This is a genomic window from Paenibacillus mendelii, from assembly GCF_024498075.1.
GTDB lineage: Bacteria > Bacillota > Bacilli > Paenibacillales > Paenibacillaceae > Paenibacillus_Z > Paenibacillus_Z mendelii.
Genome location: NZ_JANHOF010000007.1, coordinates 211,820 through 235,341 on the forward strand (window position 1 = coordinate 211,820; position 23,522 = coordinate 235,341).

At 52.7% G+C, this 23,522-nt stretch carries 19 protein-coding genes; 16 read left to right on the forward strand and 3 right to left on the reverse strand.

Annotated elements, in window-relative coordinates; genetic code table 11:
* The first annotated feature begins 3 nt into the window (after positions 1-3).
* From NNL21_RS22115 to NNL21_RS22130, 4 genes are all read left to right on the forward strand, one after another.
* Positions 4-1,560, forward strand: coding sequence for a glycine betaine ABC transporter substrate-binding protein (locus tag NNL21_RS22115; RefSeq protein WP_204820281.1), 1,557 nt, complete (start codon positions 4-6; stop codon positions 1,558-1,560).
* 289 nt (positions 1,561-1,849) lie between these two features.
* Positions 1,850-3,007, forward strand: coding sequence for an ROK family transcriptional regulator (locus NNL21_RS22120; protein ID WP_204820280.1), 1,158 nt, complete (start codon positions 1,850-1,852; stop codon positions 3,005-3,007).
* A 157-nt stretch (positions 3,008-3,164) separates the two neighbouring features.
* Positions 3,165-4,169: an asparaginase gene (locus tag NNL21_RS22125; protein ID WP_204820279.1), complete on the forward strand. Its 1,005-nt coding sequence runs from the start codon at positions 3,165-3,167 to the stop codon at positions 4,167-4,169.
* A 75-nt stretch (positions 4,170-4,244) separates the two neighbouring features.
* Positions 4,245-4,946 carry a copper homeostasis protein CutC gene (locus tag NNL21_RS22130; protein WP_204820278.1) on the forward strand — a complete coding sequence of 234 codons (702 nt, stop codon included), beginning with the start codon at positions 4,245-4,247 and terminating at the stop codon, positions 4,944-4,946.
* Positions 4,947-5,027: 81 nt separating this feature from the next.
* Here NNL21_RS22130 and pepT read toward each other — a convergent pair whose 3' ends face one another.
* On the reverse strand, positions 5,028-6,266 hold the full coding sequence (gene pepT, locus NNL21_RS22135; protein WP_204820277.1) for a peptidase T: 1,239 nt from the start codon (positions 6,264-6,266) through the stop codon (positions 5,028-5,030).
* A 396-nt stretch (positions 6,267-6,662) separates the two neighbouring features.
* Between pepT and NNL21_RS22140 the strand changes: the two genes are divergently transcribed.
* Positions 6,663-7,337 carry a TerC family protein gene (locus NNL21_RS22140; RefSeq protein ID WP_204820276.1) on the forward strand — a complete coding sequence of 225 codons (675 nt, stop codon included), beginning with the start codon at positions 6,663-6,665 and terminating at the stop codon, positions 7,335-7,337.
* A 171-nt stretch (positions 7,338-7,508) separates the two neighbouring features.
* Here NNL21_RS22140 and NNL21_RS22145 read toward each other — a convergent pair whose 3' ends face one another.
* Entirely contained in the window at positions 7,509-8,081 is a 573-nt protein-coding gene (locus NNL21_RS22145) for a beta-class carbonic anhydrase (RefSeq protein ID WP_204820275.1), read from the reverse strand.
* A gap of 323 nt (positions 8,082-8,404) precedes the next feature.
* On the opposite strand from NNL21_RS22145, the gene NNL21_RS22150 reads away from it, so the two are divergent.
* From NNL21_RS22150 to NNL21_RS22185, 8 genes are all read left to right on the forward strand, one after another.
* The gene (locus tag NNL21_RS22150; protein WP_204820274.1) at positions 8,405-9,739 is read left to right on the forward strand and encodes a cytochrome P450; all 1,335 of its coding nucleotides are present in this window, start codon (positions 8,405-8,407) and stop codon (positions 9,737-9,739) included.
* Between the two features lie 283 nt (positions 9,740-10,022).
* Positions 10,023-11,039 carry a response regulator transcription factor gene (locus NNL21_RS22155; RefSeq protein ID WP_204820273.1) on the forward strand — a complete coding sequence of 339 codons (1,017 nt, stop codon included), beginning with the start codon at positions 10,023-10,025 and terminating at the stop codon, positions 11,037-11,039.
* A 1-nt stretch (position 11,040) separates the two neighbouring features.
* Entirely contained in the window at positions 11,041-12,900 is a 1,860-nt protein-coding gene (locus NNL21_RS22160) for a sensor histidine kinase (protein ID WP_204820272.1), read from the forward strand.
* A gap of 56 nt (positions 12,901-12,956) precedes the next feature.
* On the forward strand, positions 12,957-14,489 hold the full coding sequence (locus tag NNL21_RS22165) for an extracellular solute-binding protein (protein WP_204820271.1): 1,533 nt from the start codon (positions 12,957-12,959) through the stop codon (positions 14,487-14,489).
* A gap of 61 nt (positions 14,490-14,550) precedes the next feature.
* Positions 14,551-15,456 (forward strand): ABC transporter permease, encoded by a 906-nt coding sequence (locus NNL21_RS22170; RefSeq protein WP_204820270.1) that lies wholly within the window; start codon positions 14,551-14,553, stop codon positions 15,454-15,456.
* The gene (locus NNL21_RS22175) at positions 15,456-16,319 is read left to right on the forward strand and encodes a carbohydrate ABC transporter permease (protein ID WP_204820269.1); all 864 of its coding nucleotides are present in this window, start codon (positions 15,456-15,458) and stop codon (positions 16,317-16,319) included. Before NNL21_RS22170 ends, NNL21_RS22175 begins: the two co-directional genes overlap by 1 nt.
* A gap of 52 nt (positions 16,320-16,371) precedes the next feature.
* On the forward strand, positions 16,372-17,718 hold the full coding sequence (locus tag NNL21_RS22180; protein WP_256555397.1) for a sulfatase family protein: 1,347 nt from the start codon (positions 16,372-16,374) through the stop codon (positions 17,716-17,718).
* A 30-nt stretch (positions 17,719-17,748) separates the two neighbouring features.
* A complete protein-coding gene (locus tag NNL21_RS22185; RefSeq protein ID WP_204820268.1) occupies positions 17,749-19,263 on the forward strand; it encodes a sulfatase family protein in 1,515 nt (504 codons plus the stop codon).
* A 227-nt stretch (positions 19,264-19,490) separates the two neighbouring features.
* On the opposite strand, the gene NNL21_RS36325 is transcribed toward NNL21_RS22185, so the two are convergent.
* On the reverse strand, positions 19,491-20,864 hold the full coding sequence (locus tag NNL21_RS36325; RefSeq protein WP_204820267.1) for a BclA C-terminal domain-containing protein: 1,374 nt from the start codon (positions 20,862-20,864) through the stop codon (positions 19,491-19,493).
* Positions 20,865-21,100: 236 nt separating this feature from the next.
* Here NNL21_RS36325 and NNL21_RS22200 point away from each other — a divergent pair, with 236 nt between their 5' ends.
* The 3 genes from NNL21_RS22200 to NNL21_RS22210 all read left to right on the forward strand — a co-directional run bounded on the left by NNL21_RS22200 (position 21,101) and on the right by NNL21_RS22210 (position 23,452).
* The gene (locus NNL21_RS22200) at positions 21,101-22,393 is read left to right on the forward strand and encodes an MFS transporter (protein WP_204820266.1); all 1,293 of its coding nucleotides are present in this window, start codon (positions 21,101-21,103) and stop codon (positions 22,391-22,393) included.
* A 75-nt stretch (positions 22,394-22,468) separates the two neighbouring features.
* Entirely contained in the window at positions 22,469-22,699 is a 231-nt protein-coding gene (locus tag NNL21_RS22205; RefSeq protein ID WP_204820265.1) for a hypothetical protein, read from the forward strand.
* A gap of 354 nt (positions 22,700-23,053) precedes the next feature.
* On the forward strand, positions 23,054-23,452 hold the full coding sequence (locus NNL21_RS22210; protein ID WP_204820264.1) for a VOC family protein: 399 nt from the start codon (positions 23,054-23,056) through the stop codon (positions 23,450-23,452).
* The last annotated feature ends 70 nt before the right edge of the window (positions 23,453-23,522 follow it).

Sequence of the window (23,522 nt, forward strand, 5' to 3'; positions counted from 1 at the left end):
GCCATGAATCTTTGGGATGTATTCGTGAATAGACAAGACGATATTATTCGCGCCACGATGGAACATATTCAAATATCGTTCATCGCACTGGTCATTGCGATCGTCATATCGATCCCGACCGGGCTTGCGCTCACCCGCTTTCCAAGATTGGCCGCTCCTATCATCGGAGTAGCCTCGCTATTCCAGACGATTCCAAGCTTAGCCTTGCTGGGCTTTATGATTCCTCTGCTCGGCATTGGGATGGTTCCCGCTATTGTAGCCTTAACGGTATACGCCTTGCTGCCGATCATGAGGAATACCTACACCGGCATCATGAATGTAGACAAACCGATTAAAGAAGCCGGTACCGGGATGGGAATGACCAGTCTGCAGGTCATGACCAAGATCGAGCTGCCCTTGGCCTTGAATGTTATTATGGCGGGGATCCGGACGGCGACCGTCATGCTTATCGGGGTAGCTACCTTGGCCTCGCTCATCGGGGCTGGCGGACTGGGTGACTTGATCTTCAGAGGCATTTCGACGGTCAATACGGAATTGATTCTGGCGGGTACGATCCCCGCCGCGCTGCTTGCGCTGCTATTTGATTTCATGCTCGAGCGGATGGAGCGGGCCGTAACCCCAAAGGGCATACGCACGCGAACAAGAAAGACGAACAAGGTTGTACGGGGGCTGGAAATCGTGATCGGTGCGGCGTTGATCGTGCTGATCGCTGCCGGTATCCTCTCGAAGGTTGGGGGGATTGGCTCGGATTCGATCGTTGTGGGCGGGAAGAACTTCACCGAGCAGGATATTCTGGTCCATATGATGGCGTCCTTAATCGAGGCCAAGACCGATTTGAAGGTCATTCGCAAGCCGTTTCTAGGTGGGTCCTCCGTAACGCACAGTGCTCTGGTTAGCGGCGATATCGATATGTATCCGGAGTATACCGGAACGGGATGGACCTCTGTGCTGAAGGAAAAACCGATCAGCGGTGATCCGGAGATTACCTATCAGAAGGTAAAGGCCGCATATGAGGAGAAATTTAGCGTGGCCTGGTTAAAGCCGATCGGCTTTAATAACACGTACACAATATCCATGAGAAGGGATAGTGCGGAGAAGCTGGGGATCGAAACGCTTACCCAGCTTGCCCGGCAATCGCCTAATTTAATTTTAGGAGCGACCCATGAATTTCTGGAGCGTCCGGACGGGTATATCGGATTGCAGAAGACATACGGAATGAAGTTTAAACAGACCAAGGGGCTGGATGCCGGATTGACCTACAGCGCGGTCAAGGAAGGGACCACGGATGCGAATGACGCCTTTGGCACAGATGGAAGAATCCAAGCGTTTAACTTGAAAGTGATTGCGGATGACAAGCATTACTTTCCGCCCTATTATGCAGCGCCTATTGTTCGGATGGATACGCTAAAGGCATATCCAGAGCTGGAGGAGGTCCTGAACCTATTAGCCGGTAAAATCAATGATCAAGCGATGTCCGTCTTGAATGGAAAGGTTGATCTTGAAGGGAAGCAGGCCCGCGAAGTAGCGGAGGAGTGGCTGAAGGCCGAGGGGCTGATCTAGAGCGTAACTCATGAGAGACAGGCCGTTCAACCGGCTCGGGTATATCGGTTGAACGGCCTGTTTTGTTTGGCTATCTATTTATGGGGCAGGGGGGATTTGGAATTCGCCATTTACATTGACCAACTGCCACAGCATCCTTTAATATTAACATCAATGGAGAATATAGCTTGCGATTCACCCGTTGTATAGATCATTAAGGCGGTTTTTCCACAATTCATATTGGAATCCAGCGGATTATCCCGATCATTAGTCCAATGGTGAAAATAATAGGAGAGTGGTTGAGTGGTCCATGAAGAAGCATGATCAAGATTATATGAAGCTGCAGAATAGGCGAACGGTATTCGGAATCATTAAGCAGCAGCATCCGATCTCGCGAGCCGCCATCGCCAAACAAACAGGAATGAGTCCGACAACGGTTAGCCGTATCGTCGGAGAGCTGACGGAGCTGGGGTACTTGGTGGAATCCGAACAGGTGGCCGCTGCCGGCCTTGGCAGAAAATCAACCTTGATCGGATTGGCGGATGGCTCGGTATTGTCGATCGGTATTGAGCTGGACCGCCATTTCATGAGTATCGGTATTCTCGATCTGCAGGGTAACGTCATCTGTTCCGATAAGCGTGTCCGACCGGCAGAAGAAGACCTGGAGGAGACGCTCAGGCGTATAGGTGCAGCGATTGAGGAGCTGGTGCGGCATCATGCCATTGATCGTACCCGAGTCGTCGGGATTGGAATCGGTCTGCCCGGCATTGTAAACAATGATAAGGGCGGCGTTGTCTTCTCCGTACAGCTTGGCTGGAAGAATGTTCCCTTGGCCGAGAGACTGAAGGAGCTGACCGGCTATGAGGTGGCGGTCGATAACGAGCTCAAGGTAAGGGCGCTCGCAGAGCATCTGAAGGGTGCCGCTATTGGATCTCGCCGGACTGCGCTGCTCGGCTTCGGCAACGGAGTCGGCTCTGCGCTCATCCTTGAAGGGGAAGTTTACCGGGGGGATATGAACAGTGCGGGCGAAATTGGCCATACAACCGTCGATCCGAACGGAATGATGTGCGAATGCGGTAAAGCCGGATGCTTGCAAACCTATATTACGATTCGTTCCCTGTTGTCTGAAGCAAACCAAATCCGTCCGATTCAGACGATCGAGGAGGTCTTTGAGGCGAGACAGGCGGGAGAACGATGGGCCATTCATCTTATTGATCGGGCTCTTGATTATATGGCTATCGCAATCAATAATCTGGTATGCATGTACAACCCGGACAGCGTGATCTTAAGCGGGGAGCTCCCAGACAGGTTTCCCGGCATTCATGAGGAAATTGAAGCGCGCTGCTCTTCGCATTTCGTATGGGAGCCGCTTCGCGGTTCGTTCCGCTTTCATCACTCGGAGCTGAGCGAGTGGGGCGTTGTGATCGGTTCGGGTCTGCTTTCGCAGAATCGTTTCTTTCAGTTATAGCAGATGCTTCCGAAGCGAGTTTTGTTTTACGTCGCTCCTTCGGAAGCGATTGAAATATCCACAAAACTTTCAGCAGATGCTTCCGAAGCGAGTTTTGTTTTATATCACTCCTTCGGAAGCGAAATAATACCCCACAAAACTTTTAGGAGGATGCACAATGGGATTTACGACATTAGTAGAAGAATACCGGGGCGGTACGCTTGAGAATGTTCATTACGGTGCAATCACGGTAGTGGATGAGAAGGGCAAGGTTCTGTACAAGGCAGGGGATCCGGATCACATGACCTTCCTAAGGTCTGCCGCGAAGCCATTCCAGGCTATTCCGGTTATGAAGCGGCGTGTTGATGAGGTCTATGGATTGAGCGGCCAGGAAGCGGCATTGTTCGCGGCATCCCACAGGGGAGAAGCCTTTCACATTGATGCGCTGGATTCCATTCTGCGCAAGACGGGCATTCAGGAGGAAGGGCTCCATTGCTGCGCGACGTATCCGCTGAACGAAGATGCGAAGGCGGAACGGCATCGGGATCATGAGCCTAAGCGCAAGATTTTCCATAATTGCTCGGGCAAGCACTCCGGACTCATAGCACTCAGCAAGCATATGGGCTGGGATGAGAAGACGTATTACAAGCCGGAGCATCCTGTGCAGAAGGAAATTCTGGAGGCGCTCGCGTACATCGCGGAGGTTCCTGAAGCCTCCATTCCGCAAGGAATCGATGGATGCGGCTTGCCGATCTTCGCACTGCCCTTAAACAAGATCGCGCTTGCTTATCTGAAGCTCGCCTGCCCGGATCTGATTGACGATGCCGCAACCCGCGATGCAGCCGCCAGAATGGCACGTCTCATGAACGAATACCCGGATATGATCGCGGACACGCAGTTCGTCTGTTCGGCGCTGCTGAAGGACCCCAATCTGGCTGCCAAAGGCGGGGCGAAGGGTGTATATGGCATCGGTCTGCGCAAAGAGCGCATCGGTATTTCATTGAAAGTATCCGATGGCTCCGAGCAGGTATGGCCGTGTATCATCGCCTCGATTCTGGAGCATATCGGGTATGACAACAAGGATACCATCAATCGTCTGTATGCGCTCGTACCCAATACGATCGTTAACGACGGAGGTACGGTAGTTGGCGAAAGACGTGCGGTATTTACCCTCGAAGCTTAAGAAAGAGCACAACGCAGCAGAGACTTACGTCCGCCGCTGCTATTATCATGGAGTGGAAGCGGGAGGTTGTCGAATATGATTCTAGAGGTTATCGCTACTTGTGTGGAGGACGCACGGGCGGCTGAGGAGAATGGTGCGGATCGTATCGAATTAATAACTGCCATTACGGAAGGCGGACTGACCCCGGGCATCGGAATGGTTGAGCAGGTTGTTCAAGCGGTGAAGATCCCCGTGAACGTCATGGTCAGACCGCATAGCCGCTCCTTCGTCTACGGCAAACACGATATCGATACCATGGCTGCCGAAGTGAAGGCGATTGCCGCAGCGGGTGCGGCCGGCGTTGTTCTAGGCGCGCTAACGGCGGATGGGGAGATTGACGAGCAGGCGCTTGAGACGCTGCTGCCTCTGGCTGAAAATCTGAATGTGACCTTCCACCGCGCCTTCGACGAGCTGGTGGATCAAATTGCAGGCTTGCGGACGCTTGCGCGTTATCCGTCCATTACCCGCGTTCTGACCTCCGGCGGCCTAGGCCCGGCTCCAGAGGCGGCGCCTGCTATCCGTAAGCTGGTCGAGGAAGCGGAAGCGTGCGGAGGCTTGCTGCGCATTCTAGCCGGTAATGGTCTGACCCCGGAGAGCATCGTATCGTTCATTGAACAGACCGGGGTATCCGAGGTGCACTTCGGTTCCGCTATCCGTATCGGACGGTCTGGATTAGCGCCAATCGACGCTGCACAGCTCCGGGCATTGGCAGATATGCTTCATGGACATAGCAAGTAGCCATTCATTATAGAGTAAACCGATAGAAGAAGGCATCATGCGCACTTGGCATGATGCCTTCTTCCTTGTTATTGTTACGGATCAAGCCTCAGCTTTCTGTTCGAAGAGCTTAACGATTTCTATGACGACCTTAGTCGCCTTGATCATATTATCCACGGACACGTATTCGAACCTGCCGTGGTAGTTCTCGCCGCCGGTGAATAGATTAGGCGTAGGCAATCCCATGTAGGAAAGCTGCGAACCGTCGGTACCGCCCCTGATCGGTTGAACGACCGGTGCTATCCCTAGATTCTCCATCGCTTGGTAGGCAATGTCGACCACTTCGCGGACCGGTTCGATCTTCTCCCGCATGTTGTAATATTGGTCTTTGATATCGAGATCGATGCGTTCTTTCCCGTAGATCTCTCTCAGCTCGTCCACTATGGCAGCCAGACGCGCTTTACGGGCCTGAAAGCCTGCTTGATCGAAATCGCGGATAATATAGTGCAGCTTCGTCTGCTCCACGTCGCCATCAATGGATAGGAGATGGTAGAAGCCTTCGTAGTTCTCGGTTCGCTCCGGGCACTCCTCCGCAGGCAGTCTGGAATGCAGCTCCATGGCTATCTTGGCGGAATGGATCATCTTGTCCTTGGCGGTACCGGGGTGTACGTTCTTGCCCTTGCACGTAATTCGCGCCGAAGCGGCGTTAAAGCTCTCATACTGCAGCTCACCAAGCGGTCCTCCGTCTACGGTATACGCATACTTGGCATTAAAGGCGGCAACGTCGAATCGATGGGGACCTCTTCCGATTTCTTCATCAGGCGTGAAAGCAACCCGTACTTTGCCATGCTTAATCTCCGGATGTTGAATCAAATACACCATTGCGGTCATGATTTCGGTAATGCCTGCCTTGTTGTCGGCGCCGAGCAGCGTCGTACCGTCGGTCGTAATCAAGGTATGGCCCTTGTAGGTCGCAAGCTCCGGAAAGTCCTTGGGGGAGAGTACGATTTGCATCGCTTCATTCAAGAGGATATCATGGCCGTCGTAATCGCTGACGATCTGCGGCTTGACGCCTGTTCCCGTAAAATCGGTTGCCGTGTCCACATGGGCCAAGAAGCCGATGGTGGGCACCTGCTTATCCGTGTTAGAGGGGAGGGTAGCCATCACATAGCCGTTGGCATCCAAGCTTACCTCTTCCATGCCGATCGTGCGCAGCTCGTCAGCCAGCATCTTGGCCAGGGTAAGCTGCCCCGGTGTGGAGGGGCATGTTTCACTGCTGTCATTCGACTGTGTATCCACCTGTGCATACGAAATAAATCGCTCCATAATCTCTTTGTTCATCGCTCATTCATCTCCTTGGGTACATTGTAAACCAATCGATCCAGCTTTGAAAATCGCATGGCCTGCTGCCAATAATTATCTGTCAAATATGCGGATGGACACTTGCTCCCGAATGGCTAAGATGGTATGATTACAAGGAATAAAGGGGAGTAGCTGTACAGCAACGTCGTCATTACGAGGGACTCCCTCCGGCTTTGTTGGCAACTCGTTTGTTAGCGAGACCTTTACTGTTAAGTACAGGTCTGTTGTTTTTTAATGACCTTTACCTAACGGTAAAGGTCATTTTTTGTTGGTTGGAAAGGGGTGCTTTTCAGCAGAATTGGGCCGTTGGGATAATTTAGACCAAGTTAGGGACAACTAAAAGAAATCATTGATTATACAAAGGAGCGGAATAAGATGGAACTCTTCAGTCCGGAATTTTGGTCGGCGTTATTAGCCATTGTCGTCATTGACTTGGTATTAGCCGGCGACAACGCAATTGTCATTGGTTTATCTGCCAGAAACTTGCCTAAAGAGCATCAGAAGAAAGTCATTCTGTTCGGAACCATCGGCGCTATTGCGATTCGTTCCTTATTGACGCTGGTTGTGGTTTGGTTATTGAAGATCCCGGGACTACTCCTCGTGGGTGGCTTGCTCCTCGTCTGGATCGCATATAAGCTGCTTGTCGAAGAGAAGAACCATGATGTCAAATCGGCAGTTAACTTATGGGCGGCAGTAAGAACCATTGTCGTGGCCGACACCGTCATGGGTCTGGATAATGTACTTGCTGTTGCAGGGGCTGCGCACGGTGACTTCCTGCTCGTTGTCATCGGTTTGCTCATTAGCGTACCGATTGTGGTATGGGGCAGTACGCTCATATTAAAATGGGTGGAACGCTTCCCGATCATTATTTATATCGGTTCCGGCGTATTGGCATGGACGGCCTCCAAGATGATCGTGGATGAGCCCTTCATGAAGTCGTTCTTCGAAGAAAACGTCTTACTGAAGTGGGGAATCAGCATCGTTCTAGTCGTTGGCGTATTGCTGATGGGCCGAATGAAGAAACAGAAGCAAGTGGCGCAGAAGGCGTAAGGCTATTGAATAAATCTAGAACTGCGTGAGGGCTATGATTAAGTAGGCCAATCGCTGCCAATAAATAAACAGACCTCCAAACCTTGGCTTAAGCATGGGATTGGAGGTCTGTTTCATGTCTGATATAGCGGTATACCCTATGAACGGCGGCGGGGTCATTAGGGTGAGTAACTATTCGTTAGATCCTCTGTAATCTTCTACGAGGAGATCCATTGCACCGGTGTCCGGATGCATGACGAAGCCGTGGACTTGAATGTCTGCGGGGATAAGCGGGTGGTTGCGTATAATATTAATGCTGTGCATGACGCCTTCTTCCGGGCTTTGGAACCCGCGAAGGAATCGTTCCATTCGTATACCCGAATGCTCCAAGGTCGATAGTGTTGTGTCGGAGACGCCGCGGTCTCTAAATTTATTGACCATCGCCTTCGTATCCAGATTGGTCATACCGCAGCCGTGATGGCCAATGACGAGTACTTCGGTTGCTCCCAGCTCGTAGATGGCAACCAGAATACTGCGCATAGCACTGCCGAAGGGCTGCGTGAGAATGGCGCCGGCATTCTTAATGATCTTGGCATCGCCGTTGCGCAGATTCAACGCACGGGGCAGAAGCTCAACCAGACGGGTATCCATGCAGGTTAGAATCACGAGCTTCTTATCGGGAAACTTATCGGTTAAATAGGACTCGTACTGCTTTTCTTCGACGAATTGCTTGTTAAAGGTCATTAAATGCGAAACCACTGACAAAGGTCATTCCTCCCCAAAGATCTGTCTACCCCCATAATCTCTCTATAGGATATCCATTATTAATGATACATTGAAGGATTGTCAAATAAAGTCGCAGGGATTGATTTCGTGCTCGAATCAAACCGGGGGCTTGCCAGGCAATCTTTCTTTAGTAAAATATTATAACATTTTATAACAAAACTGCACCATACAGATATTGGAGAAAGGGTAAATGAACAAGGAGAATCACTCCATAATGTTCACCGATTCCTTTGTCGAATTTGAGCAAAAATGGCTTTCGTACTATGATGAGAGAAAGGCTTCTAACGGAAGGAAGGATCGAGATGACGCGAATCGCGGATATTCCAACATCACGAACGGCCAACTTTTTTCGATTTCAACGGGATCCGCTCGGGTTTCTGCTCGATGCGCTGCACATGGGAGATGTCGTATCTCTGCGAACGAGCTCGTTCCGTCCGACCTTCATCGTGAATTCGCCGGAATTCGTGCAGGAGATTCTCGTTCACCAGGAGGAGCGCTTCCGTAAAGGAAGAAGCTCGAATGTGCTGCGCAGAACCGTCGGCGATGGATTGCTGACTTCCGAGGATCACACTCACCGGGAACAGAAAAAATATTTGAAGCCGGTGTTCTATAAGGAACGTCTCCAAGCCTATGCCGATATTGTGGTCGATGAGACCAATCGGCTTGCGGCTGTGCTGGAGGATGGGGTGCCGATCCCGATGCACGATGTGATGATGCGGTTGACCCTGGGCATTATCGCAAGAAGCATGTTCAATACGGAGCTGGATGCAGATAAGGCTGAGCTTGCCGCGGCTGTGGATGATACGATCAAGCAATCGGCCAAAACGATTTTCTCCCCCATTATTCTTCCATTCACCGTGCCTACGCCCGGGAATGTTACGCATAAACGGGCAATACGAACGCTGGAGACGATGATCTATGACGCGATTGCATCTGCCAAGAGAGAGCCGGAGCGTTATGCGGACAGCCTGCTTGGGCTGCTGCTGGATACGGTGGATGAGCATGGTCAGCCCATCCCCGATCATGAAATTCGCGATCAGATGATGACGATGCTGCTCGCCGGGCATGAGACGACAGCCAATGCACTGGTCTGGTCGTGGTACTCGCTGGACCGGGAACCGGAGGTAGCCGGGCGGCTGCATCACGAGCTCGATCAAACCGGGAAACAAGCGGGAGCGCAAGCAGGCGCGTTCGAACGATTCCGCACGTTATCCTATACGAAGCAAGTCATTCAGGAGACGCTGAGGCTGTACCCGCCGGCCTGGGCGATTCTTCGCGAGGCGGAGCAGGAATTGACGATGCTGGGGGATGTCTTCCCGGCCAAGAGCAGCTTTCTGATTAGTCCATATGCGATCCACCGCAACGATCATGTCTTTGGGGACGCAGCTGCGTTCCGGCCGGAACGGTTCGATGACGGACCGGGGCAGTGGCCGCGCTTCGCTTACTTTCCGTTCGGCGGCGGATCAAGGGGGTGCATCGGCACGCAATTCGCGATGATCGAGGCGGTGCTCATTATGGCGGTGCTCGGCGAGCACTTCCGCTTTGTGTCCGTAGAGGGTCAATCCGAGGCGGAGCCGGAGCCGCTCGTGTCGCTGCGAATCAAGAACGGCCGCTGGATGGTTCCGCATCGGCGGTGAACCTAGCATAGGACGGGATGTTTGCGGATTTTGATGCATGGACAGCATTACGTATTTATTAAGTCAATTCTCAGGTCACCCAGGAACATCTGGCTGGCCTATTTGTTGTGTTGCAGCGGGACGATGGAACGGTGGAATAGTCGGATTCAAGCTGTTAACGTATATCAAATCGGGCTGCTTGGGATTGACAGGAACGATCTTTATTTGCTATTCCTTTAGGATATACTTCATTGCTCGAATTTTGTCGAACGTAGCACATAGAGGCTTTTGGGAGGTTTTGACGATGTACGAAATCGTAGTTGCGGAAGACGAGCATTGGCTGCGCAGCGAATTGACGGAGATGATTGAGCGGATTGGCGGCGGATTCACGGTTGTCGGGGAGGCGGTCGACGGGGAGGATGCCTGGAATATGCTGCATGAGCTCTGGCCCTCCATTCTCATCACGGATATCCGAATGCCCCGTAAAGACGGGATGGAGCTGCTGCGCGAGGTGGACGAAGCAGGCCTGCCGATCGTCTCGCTTATTATTAGCGGTTACGATGAATTTGCCTATGCCCGTCAAGCGGTCCGTTACGGCGTGTCGGAATATTTGCTGAAGCCGGTTATGCAGGAAGAGCTGAAGGAAGCTCTGCTGCGATCACTGGATCGCTTGGCGTTGTTCAAGGAGATGAACAGCTGCTTCAAAGTCATCAACATCTTTCTTGATCGGCTGCCGGAGATGGACGCGAATGGACGAAGTACGGCGCTGGAAAATGTCATTCAGGAGATTTGGAAGACGCAGAGAGCGTTTCCGAAGTCGCGCAAATCCTCTTTCTCCGTCTTCGAGAGCAAGCTGACGGCGCTAATTCAAGGGCTGGACGCGGACTTTATGCCGCCGGAGTCTCCCGATTGGAGCACCAAGGAGCAGACGATCCTGTATTTCCGCATGCTCTTGGAGTCATGGTCCTTCAAGTCGCGCGCGGTGTCCGGCCAAGAAGTCCGGCAGGTGATCCGGAAGGCATGCGATTATATGGAGAGCCACTACATGCAACCGCTTACGCTGGTGAAGGTTGCGGGTCAGGCTAACTTGAGCCCGTCCTACTTCGGCCATCTGTTCAAGCAGTTCACGGGGCAGTCCTTTATCAGTTACCTGAACGGGGTTCGTATTCAGAAGGCCAAATCGCTGCTTATGGAAGCGGACATCAAAGTGTATGAAGCGGCGGAAATGGTCGGGTTCATCTCGCTGCCGCATTTCAACCGCATGTTCAAGACAATTACCGGCATGACGCCCAATGACTATCGTAAAGGAATGGGATTCTGACTTGAAAATACAACTTCTGCATTCCATTAAATCCAGGATGACGCTCGCGTTTCTGCTCGTCAACCTGCTATCCCTCGTGCTTGCGCTGTCGATTGCCAGCCATCTGTTCAACAACGTGGCAGCCAAAGACTTTATGCGCCTATCGGGCGATGCGGCGTCGCGATTCAACTATGACATTGATTTCTATATCAAGCGCTTGATGCAATCGACGGCGGGCTTCATGGCCAGCAAGGACGTTCAGGCTTATCTCAAGCAAGAGAAGTCTACGCCGGAAGAAACGGAAGCGATCGAGAACGAGCTGCAGAAGTTTGCGGCGACCGATCGGCCGGAAATCGCCGGCATGTTTCTGATGTCCAAGCAAAGCAACATGATTTCGATCTTCAGCTATTATTATTCGCGTACGGGATTTTATTCCAACGAGCCGTGGTTCTCGCTTCCATTTCGTTCCGAGCCGCAAATTATTCCGACGCATTACACCAATTATCCGAATCAAAGCAAATATGCGGTCGTCTCCGTGGTCATTCCGATCTTCGACATCGACTCGATCGAAATCATCGGCAGATTAGTGGTCGACGTCATTCCGAAGCAGGTGATCGAAACATTCGGCGAAGCCGGTCTGGGAGAGAGAGGCTACCCGCTTGTCGTATCCTCCGATGATATCGTGGTGTATCACCCGGACGACACCTATGTCGGCAAGCCGCGATCGGCGACGCCGTTGTCATCTTTTCAGCTCCAGAAGGGAGCCGATGAAGCATACAAGCAGGAATGGAACGGCGAATCCTGGTATGTGTCCGTCAACCAATCCAATCGCATGAACTGGAACATCGTGTCGATCGTGCCTACCTCCCAGATGGAGGAAGGGCTAAAGGCTGTGCGCAATGCGATATACGTTTCCTTCCTCGTGGTCTCGCTGATCATTATGGCGGTCGTCCCGCTGCTGACGCATCAATTCGTCAAACGGGTTGTCAGGTTGAAAAATATGATGGCGATGGTCGCCATGGGGGATCTGAAGGTCCGGGCGAAGCTGGAGAAACGGCAAGACGAGTTCCAATATCTCTATCTCGGGTTCAATAACATGGTGTCCCGCTTGCAGCAGCTGATGGGCGAGGTGTACGAGCTGCAGATGAAGGAAATGCGCCTGGAGCTGCGGCAGAAGGAAGCGTTAATCCGCGCGCTGCAGAATCAGATCAACCCCCATCTGCTCTATAACACGCTGGGTATTATCAAGAGCATGGCTTACTTCGAGAACGTACCGAAGATCGAGCTGATCGCCCGCAATCTCGCCGATGTGTACCGCTATACCGCGAGGTTCGAGCAAGCGGAAGTGACGCTGCGGGAAGAGCTGGACATCATGACCAAATATTTTGAGATCATTCACCTGCGTTTCCCGATCAACTTCAGCCGGTCCGTCTTCGTTAACGATCGATTTCACGATTGTCTCTGCATGAAACTGACGCTGCAGCCGATTGTGGAAAATGCGGTGAAATACGCGATTGAGCCAAATGGCGGGGCTGGCGCCATTATCGTGAGCGCCTATGGCGATGAGGGGGATTTGGTCATCGAAATCGCCGATAACGGCAAAGGCATCCCCGCGCCGCAGCTAGAGGAGATTCATCTGATGCTGACGGAGGCGGCCTCCATGCGCAGCGCCGATGCCGTTCCGAACCCGCACAGCTCGCTCGGGCTGGCCAATGTTCACGCCCGCTTGGTGCTTAAATACGGCGAGAGATATGGCATCCGGATCGACTCCTTCATCGGCAAAGGGACGGTCGTATCGGTTCGAATTCCGATGCGGCCGGCCGATTCGGATCAACTTCGTGGAAATGAGTCGGAAATCGTGAAATCGGACAAGGCGTCCTGAGATCTCCTTTTCTATACTAGAGAAGAAGCAGACATCGACTCAAGGGGGAAGTAAGCGTGAAGAAGGCATCATTGATATTGCTTGCCGTCGCTTTGTTCTTGGTAGGCGTCATCGGCTGCGGGAATCAAGCAGACGATGGAGAGAAACAGACGAATGAGCCGGCCGGGCAATCGAGCACGGTGAAAGATGACATGTCGGAGAAGCTGGACATCACGATGATGGTCAGCACCGCGGCTGGCGGCGGGTGGTCGGACGATCATCCGATGGTGAAGCTTCTGAATGAGAAGTTCAACATCAATTTGAAGTTTCAATGGGTACCGGGCGACAGCTATAACGAAAAGCTGAACGTGCTGGCGGCTTCGAACAATTTTCCGGATTTGTTTCAGATTTGGGACGCTTCGATGTACAGCAAGTGGATGAACAAAGGGGTCTTCCTCGACTTGCAGCCGCTCCTGAAGGACTATCCGAATATCGTGGGCAACGTGACGGATGAGGCGCTGCGGATGATGAATCCGAAGGACAAGGTATACGGGCTGCCGATGTACGCACCGGCCTTCCGCAGCAATCTATCCATCCGGAAGGACTGGCTGGATAAGCTGAACCTGACAATGCCGACGACGGTAGACGAATTCTACAACGTGGCCAAGGCGTTCGCGGAGCAGGATCCGGATGGCAACGGTAAGAAAGATACGATCGGATTCAGCTTGTCCGTGGGCACGAATCAAATCGTCGGCATCGATTACTTGAAGGGTGCGTTCGGTCTGGCGAACAACTGGGCGCTGGTGGACGGTAAGCTCGTGCCGCAGCAGGTGCAGGCGGCAGAGTGGAAAGCGCTGGCAGAGTTCCTGCGCAAGGCATATGCGGAAGGCGTGCTGGATAAGGACTTTGCTGTGAACAAGGATCGCGATCCGTGGAACAAGCTGGAGGCGAATACGAACGGTATCGCCGAGGTTAACCCGAATGAAGTGTATAAGCAATCGCTGCCAACCCTGCAGAAGCTGGCACCGTCAGCGGATATCGTGCAATTGGACCCGCCTAAAGGGCCGACGGGATTGCAATTCGCCAATACGATCACGAGCACGACCAAGATTGTTCTGAACGGCAAGCTCGAGGAGAAGAAGCAGCAGCGCGTGCTGAAGGTGCTGGATTATATCTTCTCGGATGAAGGCTTCATTCTGACGAAGAACGGAATCGAAGGCATCCATTATCAGAAGGACGGAGACAAGTACGTGAAACTGGATGCGTTCGATGCGGACCGTCCGCAAATTTTGTCCACCTGGTTCATCCGCCGTTTCGATCCGGGCATCCAAATCCGGTTGTGGGATGATAAAGCCTATTCGGACAAAGTCATGGCGTGGTTCAGCAACACGGAGAAATATCGTTGGACCGATCCGGCTGCGGGTCTCGTCTCCGAAACAACCTCTAAGCTCGGCGCCCAGATCGACCAGAAGCTGGTCGCGGCGATTGTGAAGGTGATCGTGGGAAGCGAGCCGGTGGATTCGATCGACAAAGCGATTGAAGCGTGGAAAGCTGCCGGAGGCGACAAGATTATTGAGGAAACGAACGCGATTTACGCAGAACTGAATTAAGGCGTTGAGTCGGAGGGCCCGCCAAGAGCGAGGCCCTCCGAGTTATGAAAGGGGGATCGGAATGTCCGATACTAAGAAGCTCCTTCGCAGGGGAATCCCGCTTTACCTCATGATCGCCCCCGGTCTTCTCTACTTCCTGCTGTTTCGCTACCTGCCGATGGGCGGGATCGTCATCGCTTTTCAAAATTACGATCCGTTTGACGGCTTTCGGCATAGCGAGTGGGTCGGACTGGAGCATTTCGCGCGGTTGTTCGGTGAAGAGGATTTCTGGAAATTAATGCGGAATACGCTCATTCTGAGCGCAATGAACCTGTTTTTGTTCTTCCCTGCACCGATCGTACTCGCGCTTCTGCTTAATGAAGTTCGGGTGAGAGCGTTCCGGAAGACGGTACAAACCATCACCTACATGCCTCACTTCCTGTCTTGGGTCGTCGTTGTCGGTATTTCCGTGCTGCTCTTCGCAACGCAGGAAGGCGCGATCAACAAGCTGTTCATCTCCCTCGGATGGGAGAGACTTGAAATTCTGACCGATCCCGATTATTTCCGCCCGCTCTATACCGTGATGAACATATGGAAGGAATCGGGCTGGAGCGCGATTATTTTCCTGGCGGCGCTGGCTTCCGTTGATCCCACGCTGTATGAAGCGGCGGTTATGGACGGGGCAAGCCGCTGGAAGCAAATGATGCACGTCAGTCTGCCGGCCTTGAAGAACGTGATTCTGATTATGTTTATTCTGCGGCTCGGTCAAACGATGGACACCGGCTTCGAGCAAGTATTGCTCATGCAGAACACCCTGAATATGGAGGTCTCGGACGTATTCGATACCTATGTGTACCGGGTGGGTATATTATCGGCCGAATACAGCTACACGACGGCTGTCGGCCTGTTTAAATCCGTTGTCGGTCTGGCGCTTATTATCGGAGCGAACAGCTTCGCCAAACGCAAGGGAGAAGAGGGTGTCTACTGATGAAAACGACGGGAACCGACCGTTTCTTTGTCGCAGCGGTCTATACGGTACTGGCCGTCTGCACATTGGCGGTATCGCTGCCTTTCTTATATGTCGTACTGGTTTCTTTCGCCACGAAGCATGAAGTGCTCTCGCGCGGATTCTTCCTGTTTCCGTATGAATGGACGCTGAATTCGTATCAATTTCTGTTTCGCGAGCATAACTTCCTGAAGGCCTTTCAAAATTCGCTCTGGATTACATTCATCGGAACGATCATCAATATTATTCTAACCAGTCTGATGGCTTACGCACTTGCCAAGAGGTGGCTGATCGGGAGGAAAACCATTAACATGCTGGTGCTCTTCACGATGCTGTTCAACGGAGGGATCATTCCGACCTACCTGATCGTGAACAGTCTTCACCTGCTGGACAGCTACTGGTCCCTCTGGCTGACGGCGGCGATCGCTCCTTTCCACCTCATTGTCATGCGAAGCTTCTTCCAGAGCTTTCCCGTGGAATTGGAGGAGTCTTCACGCATTGACGGCTGCGGGGAATTGCGGCTGTTCTGGAATATCGTCGTTCCGCTGTCAATGCCGGCTATCGCCACCTTCACGCTGTTCTACATGGTGCAGAACTGGAATACGTTCTTCAATGCGCTCATTTATATCAACGATTCCGACAAATGGCCCCTTCAAGTATACTTGAGACAAATGTTGATCGAATCGGCCGATTCATCCATGTCCCTCGACATCGAAGGGTTCGAATACGGCCCACCGGTGAAGATGGCGACGGTCGTTGTGACCGCGGTGCCGCTTCTCGTCGTGTATCCGTTCCTGCAGAAGTATTTCAATCAAGGGATGCTGCTTGGCTCCGTGAAGGGCTAATGCAGCCGAAGTCTGCCGCCGTTCGACGACTATAAGGAGAGGTGCTGATGAAATGAGCAACTCGAGCGAAATGAGTCAAGCAAGCCTGTCGGATTCTGCGAGTCAAACGTCTGCCCATAAGAGACCGAACGTGGTGTTTATCATCTCCGACGATCATCGTTACGAAGCGATCGGTTCAAACGGCAACCCCATTGTCCATACGCCCGTTCTGGACGCGTTGGCCGGGGAGGGAGCGTCCAGCTGCGGCACGCATATATTCGGCGGATTGACAGGGGCTGTATGCGCACCGAGCCGTGCATGCGTGAATACCGGTCAGTCGATATTCAAATCGATGATCGGCAGCGATGTATCCGTGTGGGAGCATTCCGTTGTCATCCGGTCGGATGTCCGGCTTATGCCGCAGACCCTCAAGGAAGAAGGCTACCGTACGCATGCCATCGGCAAGTGGCATAATGACAAGGCCAGCTTCGCACGCAGCTTCGAAGGCGGGGATAAGCTGTTCTTCTACGGTATGAGCGACCACGACCGGGTTCCGGTCCAGGATTTCGATCCGGACGGCGTCTATCCGAAGGAGGAACGGCCATTCTGCCTCTATATGGCCTACACAGCGCCTCATGATCCGCGAACCGCGCCGGAGCCATATGCTGCGATGTACGATCCGGAAGCTATTCCGCTCCCCGTTAATTTCTTGACCGCGCATCCGTTCGACAACGGAGAGATGGACGTTCGGGACGAGCGGTTGGCGCATATTCCACGGGATGAAGCGGAGATACGCCGGCATATCGCGGACTACTACGCGATGATCACCCATCTGGATGCCCAGATCGGCCGGGTCGTCGAAGCGTTGAAGGACCAGGGTGTCTATGAAGATACGATTATTGTATATACGGCTGACCATGGGTTGTCGGTGGGTCAGCATGGGCTGATGGGCAAGCAGAATATGTACGACCATAGTGTGCGTATCCCGTTCATTATGAGAGGGCCGGGCGTGCCCACGGGTAAGCGGGTACGGTCATTATCCAGCAATATCGATATCTTTCCGACAGTTGCTGAGCTATGCAGTGTTCCTGTGCCCGCGGAGGTGGATGGCGTCAGCCTGATGCCGCTCATCCGCGGAGCAGGAGCGGGTCGCGGCGTGGTGTGCACGGTGTATCGTGACGTGCAGCGAATGGCGAAGGACGAGCGGTGGAAGCTGATCCGGCATTATCGGTCGCCAGTCACGAATACGGGCACGGACTGCATTCAATTATTCGATCTTGATGAAGATCCTTGGGAAACCAACGACGTTTCGAACGTTCCGGAGAATGAACCGCACATCAGGCGACTGGCCCGTGAGCTGGAGGATTGGATGGCTGAGAGCGGGGATTTCATGCAGGGAACTCCAGTATTGATGAAATAGCGACAACAAGCATGAGGAGAGGATATTCTGATGGCACAACAAGATCGGCAGACGAAGCGCAGACCGAACATCCTATTCATCCAGACGGATCAGCAGCGTGTCGATACGATGGCGGCTTACGGGGGAACCGTTTGCCAGACGCCTCATTTGAACCAACTGGCCGAAGAAAGCATCGTGTTCAACAATGCCTACACGAGCTGCCCGGTATGTACACCGGCACGGGCTTCGATGCAGACAGGCCTGTATCCTTTCAAGCATGGGATGCAGACGAACGGATATGGCCTGGGAAGCATCGTTCAAGAGCTGCCTGATACAGCAAGGCTTCTGAGCCGTCAGTTGGGGGAGCAGGAATATAATATCGGCTATACGGGCAAATGGCATCTGGGAACGAAAACGGACGAGGAACGCCATCTGAGCGCCAATCTGTCGTATATCCAGTTCCCGGAAATCGCAGCGGGCATTCGGACGCTTCCGACGGACGTCGGGTATGAAGGGGACGACTTCGGCGGCCATGGGCTGGGTGGTATGGTCTATCCGGAATTTAAGCAATATTTGCAGGAGAACGGTCTGGAGTGGAAGCTGGAGAACAAGATCTCCGGTCATTTCGAGGGCCATTACGCGGCCGAGCTGACATCGCCGGAGGAGGGAACGGTCGAATATTATTTGGTCGATCGGGCCATTCATCATATAGACCGGTTTCGAGAACGCGAGGAGCCTTTCTTCTTCTCGCTCAACTTCTGGGGACCGCACGAGCCCTATATCGCACCGACTCGCTTTCTGAATCTATACCGTGATCAAGCGTTGGAGCCATGGCCGAATTTCCGCGACGATGGTGAAGGGAAGCCGTCCATACACCGGATCAAGATGAGCAATACGAAGAATTGGGACGATTTCGTACCATATATCCGGCATTATTATGCTTTTATGAGCAGTATTGACGAACAGATCGGACGGCTGATCGCCTATTTGAAGGAGCATGATCTGTACGACGATACGGTCATTATCTTTACGGCGGATCACGGTGAGTCTCTGGGCATCCATGGAGGGCTGTGCGACAAGTCGTATTTTATGTACGAAGAGACATGCAAGATCCCGCTGGTGGTCAAGCCTGCAGGGCAGAGCCCGTCGAAGCGCAGAGACGATCGTTTCGTCGGTACCTGCGACATTCATGCGACAATCCTGGGGCTGGCCGGCGTGGAGATGATGCCGCAGGGCGCGGATGGCCGTTCCTTCGCTCCCGTGCTTGACGGACATGAGCTGACGGATTGGCCGGACAGTGTCGTTACCGAGGGCGCGGGCTTGGAGGGCGTCATGTACACCCAGCGGATGATCCGCAAAGGGCACTACAAGTACGTATTCAATTGCGGTGATTTGGACGAGCTGTACGATCTGAGCAAGGATCGCCACGAGCTGGATAATCGGATCAGCGATCCGGAGTACGGCAGCATCTTGAGTGAGATGCGGCAGGCGCTGGCTGATTGGATGGTCCTTCACGAGGACGGGGCGCTGAAGCAGTACAAGCGGTTGAGAATGAGTTCGCAATGACGCGGGGGGTCAGCGTGATCCAATAACGTTAAAAAGGGTATTTCAACTTAGATGAGTTGAGGTACCCTTTTTTATATGTGATTGTTTGACTCCAGGATTGGGTTGGTTACGACCAACGCAAAAACAAGGTGGCGCAGGAATAACTCCCTGCGCCACCTTTGTTTGAAGCTAGCTGCTGTGCACATGCTTTAGTTGCATTAGTTGCATGCCTGTGATGCAACTGCTGCTTAGCTATCGGAATGGATTTTCATGATAGTAAGAGCGGCTCCCTGGCTGCCTGGCAACAACACGGCGGCTCCAATTAAACCATCTAGTTGAAGGCCGACGGTAGATCCAGCGGATAAACGAACGATGGCGCTTGCCGAGAAACTGTTCCGCGATAGTACAGGTGCGATTGTAAGCTCGGGTTTTGCTGTGCCATTAACGATTATTTTGCTGTTGACCAGAAGACTTGCAGTCAGATTAATGGAATAAGAAACGTAATACGTTCCAGCTTCTGCGACTGTAAACGTGGTGTTGGAGCCATTCACAGTTATGCTTGTTCCGATTGTTTGGCTGTTCGGCAACGGTATTGGGGTTCCTCCCAGAATGACGGCAATTGTTGAACCGGTAGTGTTCACTGCGAAAGCGTAAGGCAGCTCAGAGGCGCCTGCAGATCCCTGCGGTCCTTGTGGACCAGCAGGTCCAGGTTCTCCGGTATCCCCCTTGGGTCCCGCAGCCCCTGGTGCTCCCGGCGTTCCAGGAGCGCCGGCAGGTCCTTGTGGTCCCTGCACTCCTTCAGGCCCTTGCGGTCCAACCGGACCAGCTGGACCAGCAGGTCCGGTATCGCCTACCGCTCCAGCTGGTCCTACGGGACCCTGCGCACCAGTATCGCCTTTAGCTCCCTGCGATCCTGAGCCGCTGGAGCCAGCCGGTCCTTGCGGTCCGGTGTCACCTTTATCGCCCTTATCGCCCTTATCGCCCTTATCACCCTTGTCTCCTTTCTCTCCTTTATCGCCTTTAGGACCAGCAGCTCCCTGCGGTCCAGTATCGCCTTTCTCGCCCTGCTGTCCGGCATTAGGCTGCTGCTTCTCGATCGTGATTCTTTTACTTCCGCTGTCCCAAGCCACATTCAGCCCGAGTGCCTGTCCTAATGCCCTCACAGGCAAATAGACCGTCCCTTCGATTAGGGTTGGATTAATCCGTTTACTTGCCGCATCGAGCAGCACTGTTTTTTGTCCGTCAATGAATATCTCGCCTGTGCTTATCGTGCCTTTAACGGTCCTGCCGAAGGCATTTCCTTCACTCCGGGGGGCCGCCTTGTCGGCCGAACTGGCCGGGGAGTCAGTCGTAATATAGACGGCATGGGTATCCGATTTCCATTCCACCTTCAAATCGAGGGCCTCTGCAATTGCCCGCAGCGGCAGGTAATAGGAGCCATTCACCGTAACAGGCATTGTGCTGGAATATAGCAGCTCGCCATCAATGTAGACCGGGGCGGCGCTTGTAATTGCCGTCACGCTTGAGCTGGCCCCTGCCGCTTTCCCCCAAGCCGTCTGGCCCATAATAGCCGATGCGATAACGACGGCTGCGGTCATACTGCTAATTGTTCTTAATTTCACCAATATTCCTCCTTATATATTGAACTAGTCAACAAAATTCGACAATAAATCAAAGAATCCTGCAAGAAAATGTCAATTTATCTGGAATACAATCAAAAATGATCCGTTATTTATCACGATCACACATCACAATGAGGGGCATAGAAGCAGATCCAGAACATAAATAGTACTAACCCCCTAAGCGGTGCTGTGAGAGGGGGATGACCGGAGCTTCCGGGCCGTAAAGGAGCCGTGCGATGAAGAAGAAGTTTATGAATTCACCGACCGCTTTTGCGCTGGGCATGTTCGCGATTATGATTCCGAGCACCGCCTTTGGTTCGTTCTATAGCTACTATTACGTGGAGAAGCTGGGGCTTGGAGTGGGGCTGGCAACATTGGCGCGTACAATTTACCTCATCTGGGATGCAGTAAACCAGCCGCTATTCGGCTATTTATCCGACCGTACCCGTACTCGATATGGACGTCGGAGGCCTTGGCTCATTTCCGCTATACCGCTCTTCATGGTCACCTTTATCCTGGTGTTTGCTGTGCCGGAAGGGCTGGCAGGTTACAGTCTGTTTCTCTGGTTCCTCATTGCCCTGATTCTGTATGAAGGCGTTGCTACGATTCTGTGGGTCAACTACGGTGCGTTGTTTCCAGAGCTGTTCAAGGGAGACCGGCTGCGGGCCAAAGCCTCCGCGGTACAGCAAGGTTATCAAATTGTTGCGCTCCTCATCGGTACCGCGTTAACGCCGATCCTGTATGATGCGCTGGGATTTGGTTCAATGGCGGCTGTGTATGCGCTTGTTTTCGCACTCGTCATGCTGCTGTTTCTGCGGTACGTAAGAGAAGGCGATGAAGCACGCTTGGAACCGCCGCTGCGAATGAAGGAGGCATTCCGCGAAACGTTGAAGAACCGTCAATTCTGGATATTCAACATCGCAAACTCGTTTGCTCAGACCGTCAACGGACTGGTCAGCTCGATGATTCCCTTTTACGCAAAATACGTGCTGCACATACCCGAGTCCCAAGTGTCGATTCTTCTCGCCTCGGTGTTCGTATCGGTCATTCCTCTGGTGGCGGTCTGGTATGTCATCGCACGCAAGATGGGAGGCATACGAAGCTGGCGGCTGTCGCTCGCCATCTATGGCTTATCTGTTATTCCATTGGGATTCGGATTTAATTTGATTAGCGGAATCGCGGCAGGTGTTGCGGTAGGCTTCGGTCTGGCAGGGTTCCTGGTAACGCCGCCGGTCGTCAGCAGTCAAATCATTGATCGGGATTTCGAGCAGACGGGACGCCGGAGGGAAGGTGTTTATACGGCCGTTGGCGGCTTCATTACCCGTTCAAGCGGGCTGATCGCGGCGCTTGCGTTCTGGGTGGTCGGCATGATGTTCGGTTATGTCAGCGGAGATAATCCCGGTCCTAACCCGGAAGGGACATTCCGTTTCTTAATCTGCGTTGTTCCCCTGGGTCTATTGGTGCTGTCTTTCGCAATCTCCCTCTTTATCCGAATGCCTGGAGTAGCGTCGACTCAGAGAAACAGATGACTGCCGCAGCTCCTTTCCTCCTTGGGACAAAATCTTCCGAAGCGGGTAAAGGATACGTAGATGGAGGTGTTTGTTTTGTCTAATGATGAGCGGAATAACCCGAAGCCGGAGGAAATACCGGCAAAAGAAATACCGGAGATGCCGGCCAAGGACATACCGGAGATGCCTCCGGCCGATATTCCGGAAGGCATCCCCAAGTCACCACCTGAGATCAGCCCTGATGTCATTCCAGAAATAACGCCTGATACGCTGCCGGAGATTGATCCGAACGTTTCTCCTGCACCGCCTGATACACGACTTCCATAACGCAAGAGAAGCCCCCTCATGCAGGGGCTTCTGTCTGTTGCATGTTAAGAAAAATGGTATGGTTCTTTTTTGAAATTTGCATAATAACAACCTTTTTGTAACAGACTTATTATTGCTATAAGTGTAAATTTATTTAATTTTTTATTAATATAACTTATTTCTTTATTGCATAAAAGCAACTAAAATAATGGTGCGGCCGGGTTGCGGGAATTGTCTTTAACACCTGCCGGCAGCAGTATTTATAAGCGTCTGCCTTGGACCTGAAACACAGCAATCCATAAGAAGTTTGACATCTTTGGAATGCTATAATGGGAACGAGCACACCCAAATAACTTGATGGAAGGATGATGGAGGATGGCAACGCTTAAACCCTATCTATTCTCGGAGGACTCCAGAGCTCAAGCGGAGTTCTATGTCGGAGCGCTCGGCGGGGAGATTCAATCCGTTATGACGTACGGTGAGGCCCCGGAACCCAAATCTGTGAACAAAGACAAAGTCATGCACTTATGCCTGAATGCAGGAGGGGTTAACATCTTCATGTCCGATTCCTTCGATCCCATTACACGAGGGAATGGCATGAGCCTGAATCTGGAGTTTAAATCTGGATCCGAAGGCCGGGAGGCGTTCAATAATCTCGCGGCAGGAGGCAAAGTGCTGTATCCTCTCGAACCGGTTTTCTGGGGCGGAATGTATGGGCAATTGGAAGATAAATTCGGCGTGAGTTGGATGATCAGCTGCGGAGCCGAAGGATAAACCAAGGCTGGAGCTGGCTGGTTGCGTGCAGGTGCCGGAACCGACGCAACTTGCAATCTATAGAACCGTC

What these genes read in the sequence shown, in the direction of transcription:
- NNL21_RS22125 (WP_204820279.1), top strand. Translation starts at nt 3,165, where the DNA reads ATGGGATTTACGACATTAGTAGAAGAATACCGGGGCGGTACGCTTGAG.
- NNL21_RS22130 (WP_204820278.1), top strand. Translation starts at nt 4,245, where the DNA reads ATGATTCTAGAGGTTATCGCTACTTGTGTGGAGGACGCACGGGCGGCT.
- NNL21_RS22200 (WP_204820266.1), top strand. Translation starts at nt 21,101, where the DNA reads ATGAAGAAGAAGTTTATGAATTCACCGACCGCTTTTGCGCTGGGCATG.
- NNL21_RS22115 (WP_204820281.1), top strand. Translation starts at nt 4, where the DNA reads ATGAATCTTTGGGATGTATTCGTGAATAGACAAGACGATATTATTCGC.
- NNL21_RS22185 (WP_204820268.1), top strand. Translation starts at nt 17,749, where the DNA reads ATGGCACAACAAGATCGGCAGACGAAGCGCAGACCGAACATCCTATTC.
- pepT (WP_204820277.1), bottom strand. Translation starts at nt 6,266, where the DNA reads ATGAACAAAGAGATTATGGAGCGATTTATTTCGTATGCACAGGTGGAT.
- NNL21_RS22175 (WP_204820269.1), top strand. Translation starts at nt 15,456, where the DNA reads ATGAAAACGACGGGAACCGACCGTTTCTTTGTCGCAGCGGTCTATACG.
- NNL21_RS22170 (WP_204820270.1), top strand. Translation starts at nt 14,551, where the DNA reads ATGTCCGATACTAAGAAGCTCCTTCGCAGGGGAATCCCGCTTTACCTC.
- NNL21_RS22150 (WP_204820274.1), top strand. Translation starts at nt 8,405, where the DNA reads ATGACGCGAATCGCGGATATTCCAACATCACGAACGGCCAACTTTTTT.
- NNL21_RS22180 (WP_256555397.1), top strand. Translation starts at nt 16,372, where the DNA reads ATGAGCAACTCGAGCGAAATGAGTCAAGCAAGCCTGTCGGATTCTGCG.
- NNL21_RS22210 (WP_204820264.1), top strand. Translation starts at nt 23,054, where the DNA reads ATGGCAACGCTTAAACCCTATCTATTCTCGGAGGACTCCAGAGCTCAA.
- NNL21_RS22120 (WP_204820280.1), top strand. Translation starts at nt 1,850, where the DNA reads ATGAAGAAGCATGATCAAGATTATATGAAGCTGCAGAATAGGCGAACG.
- NNL21_RS22155 (WP_204820273.1), top strand. Translation starts at nt 10,023, where the DNA reads ATGTACGAAATCGTAGTTGCGGAAGACGAGCATTGGCTGCGCAGCGAA.
- NNL21_RS22140 (WP_204820276.1), top strand. Translation starts at nt 6,663, where the DNA reads ATGGAACTCTTCAGTCCGGAATTTTGGTCGGCGTTATTAGCCATTGTC.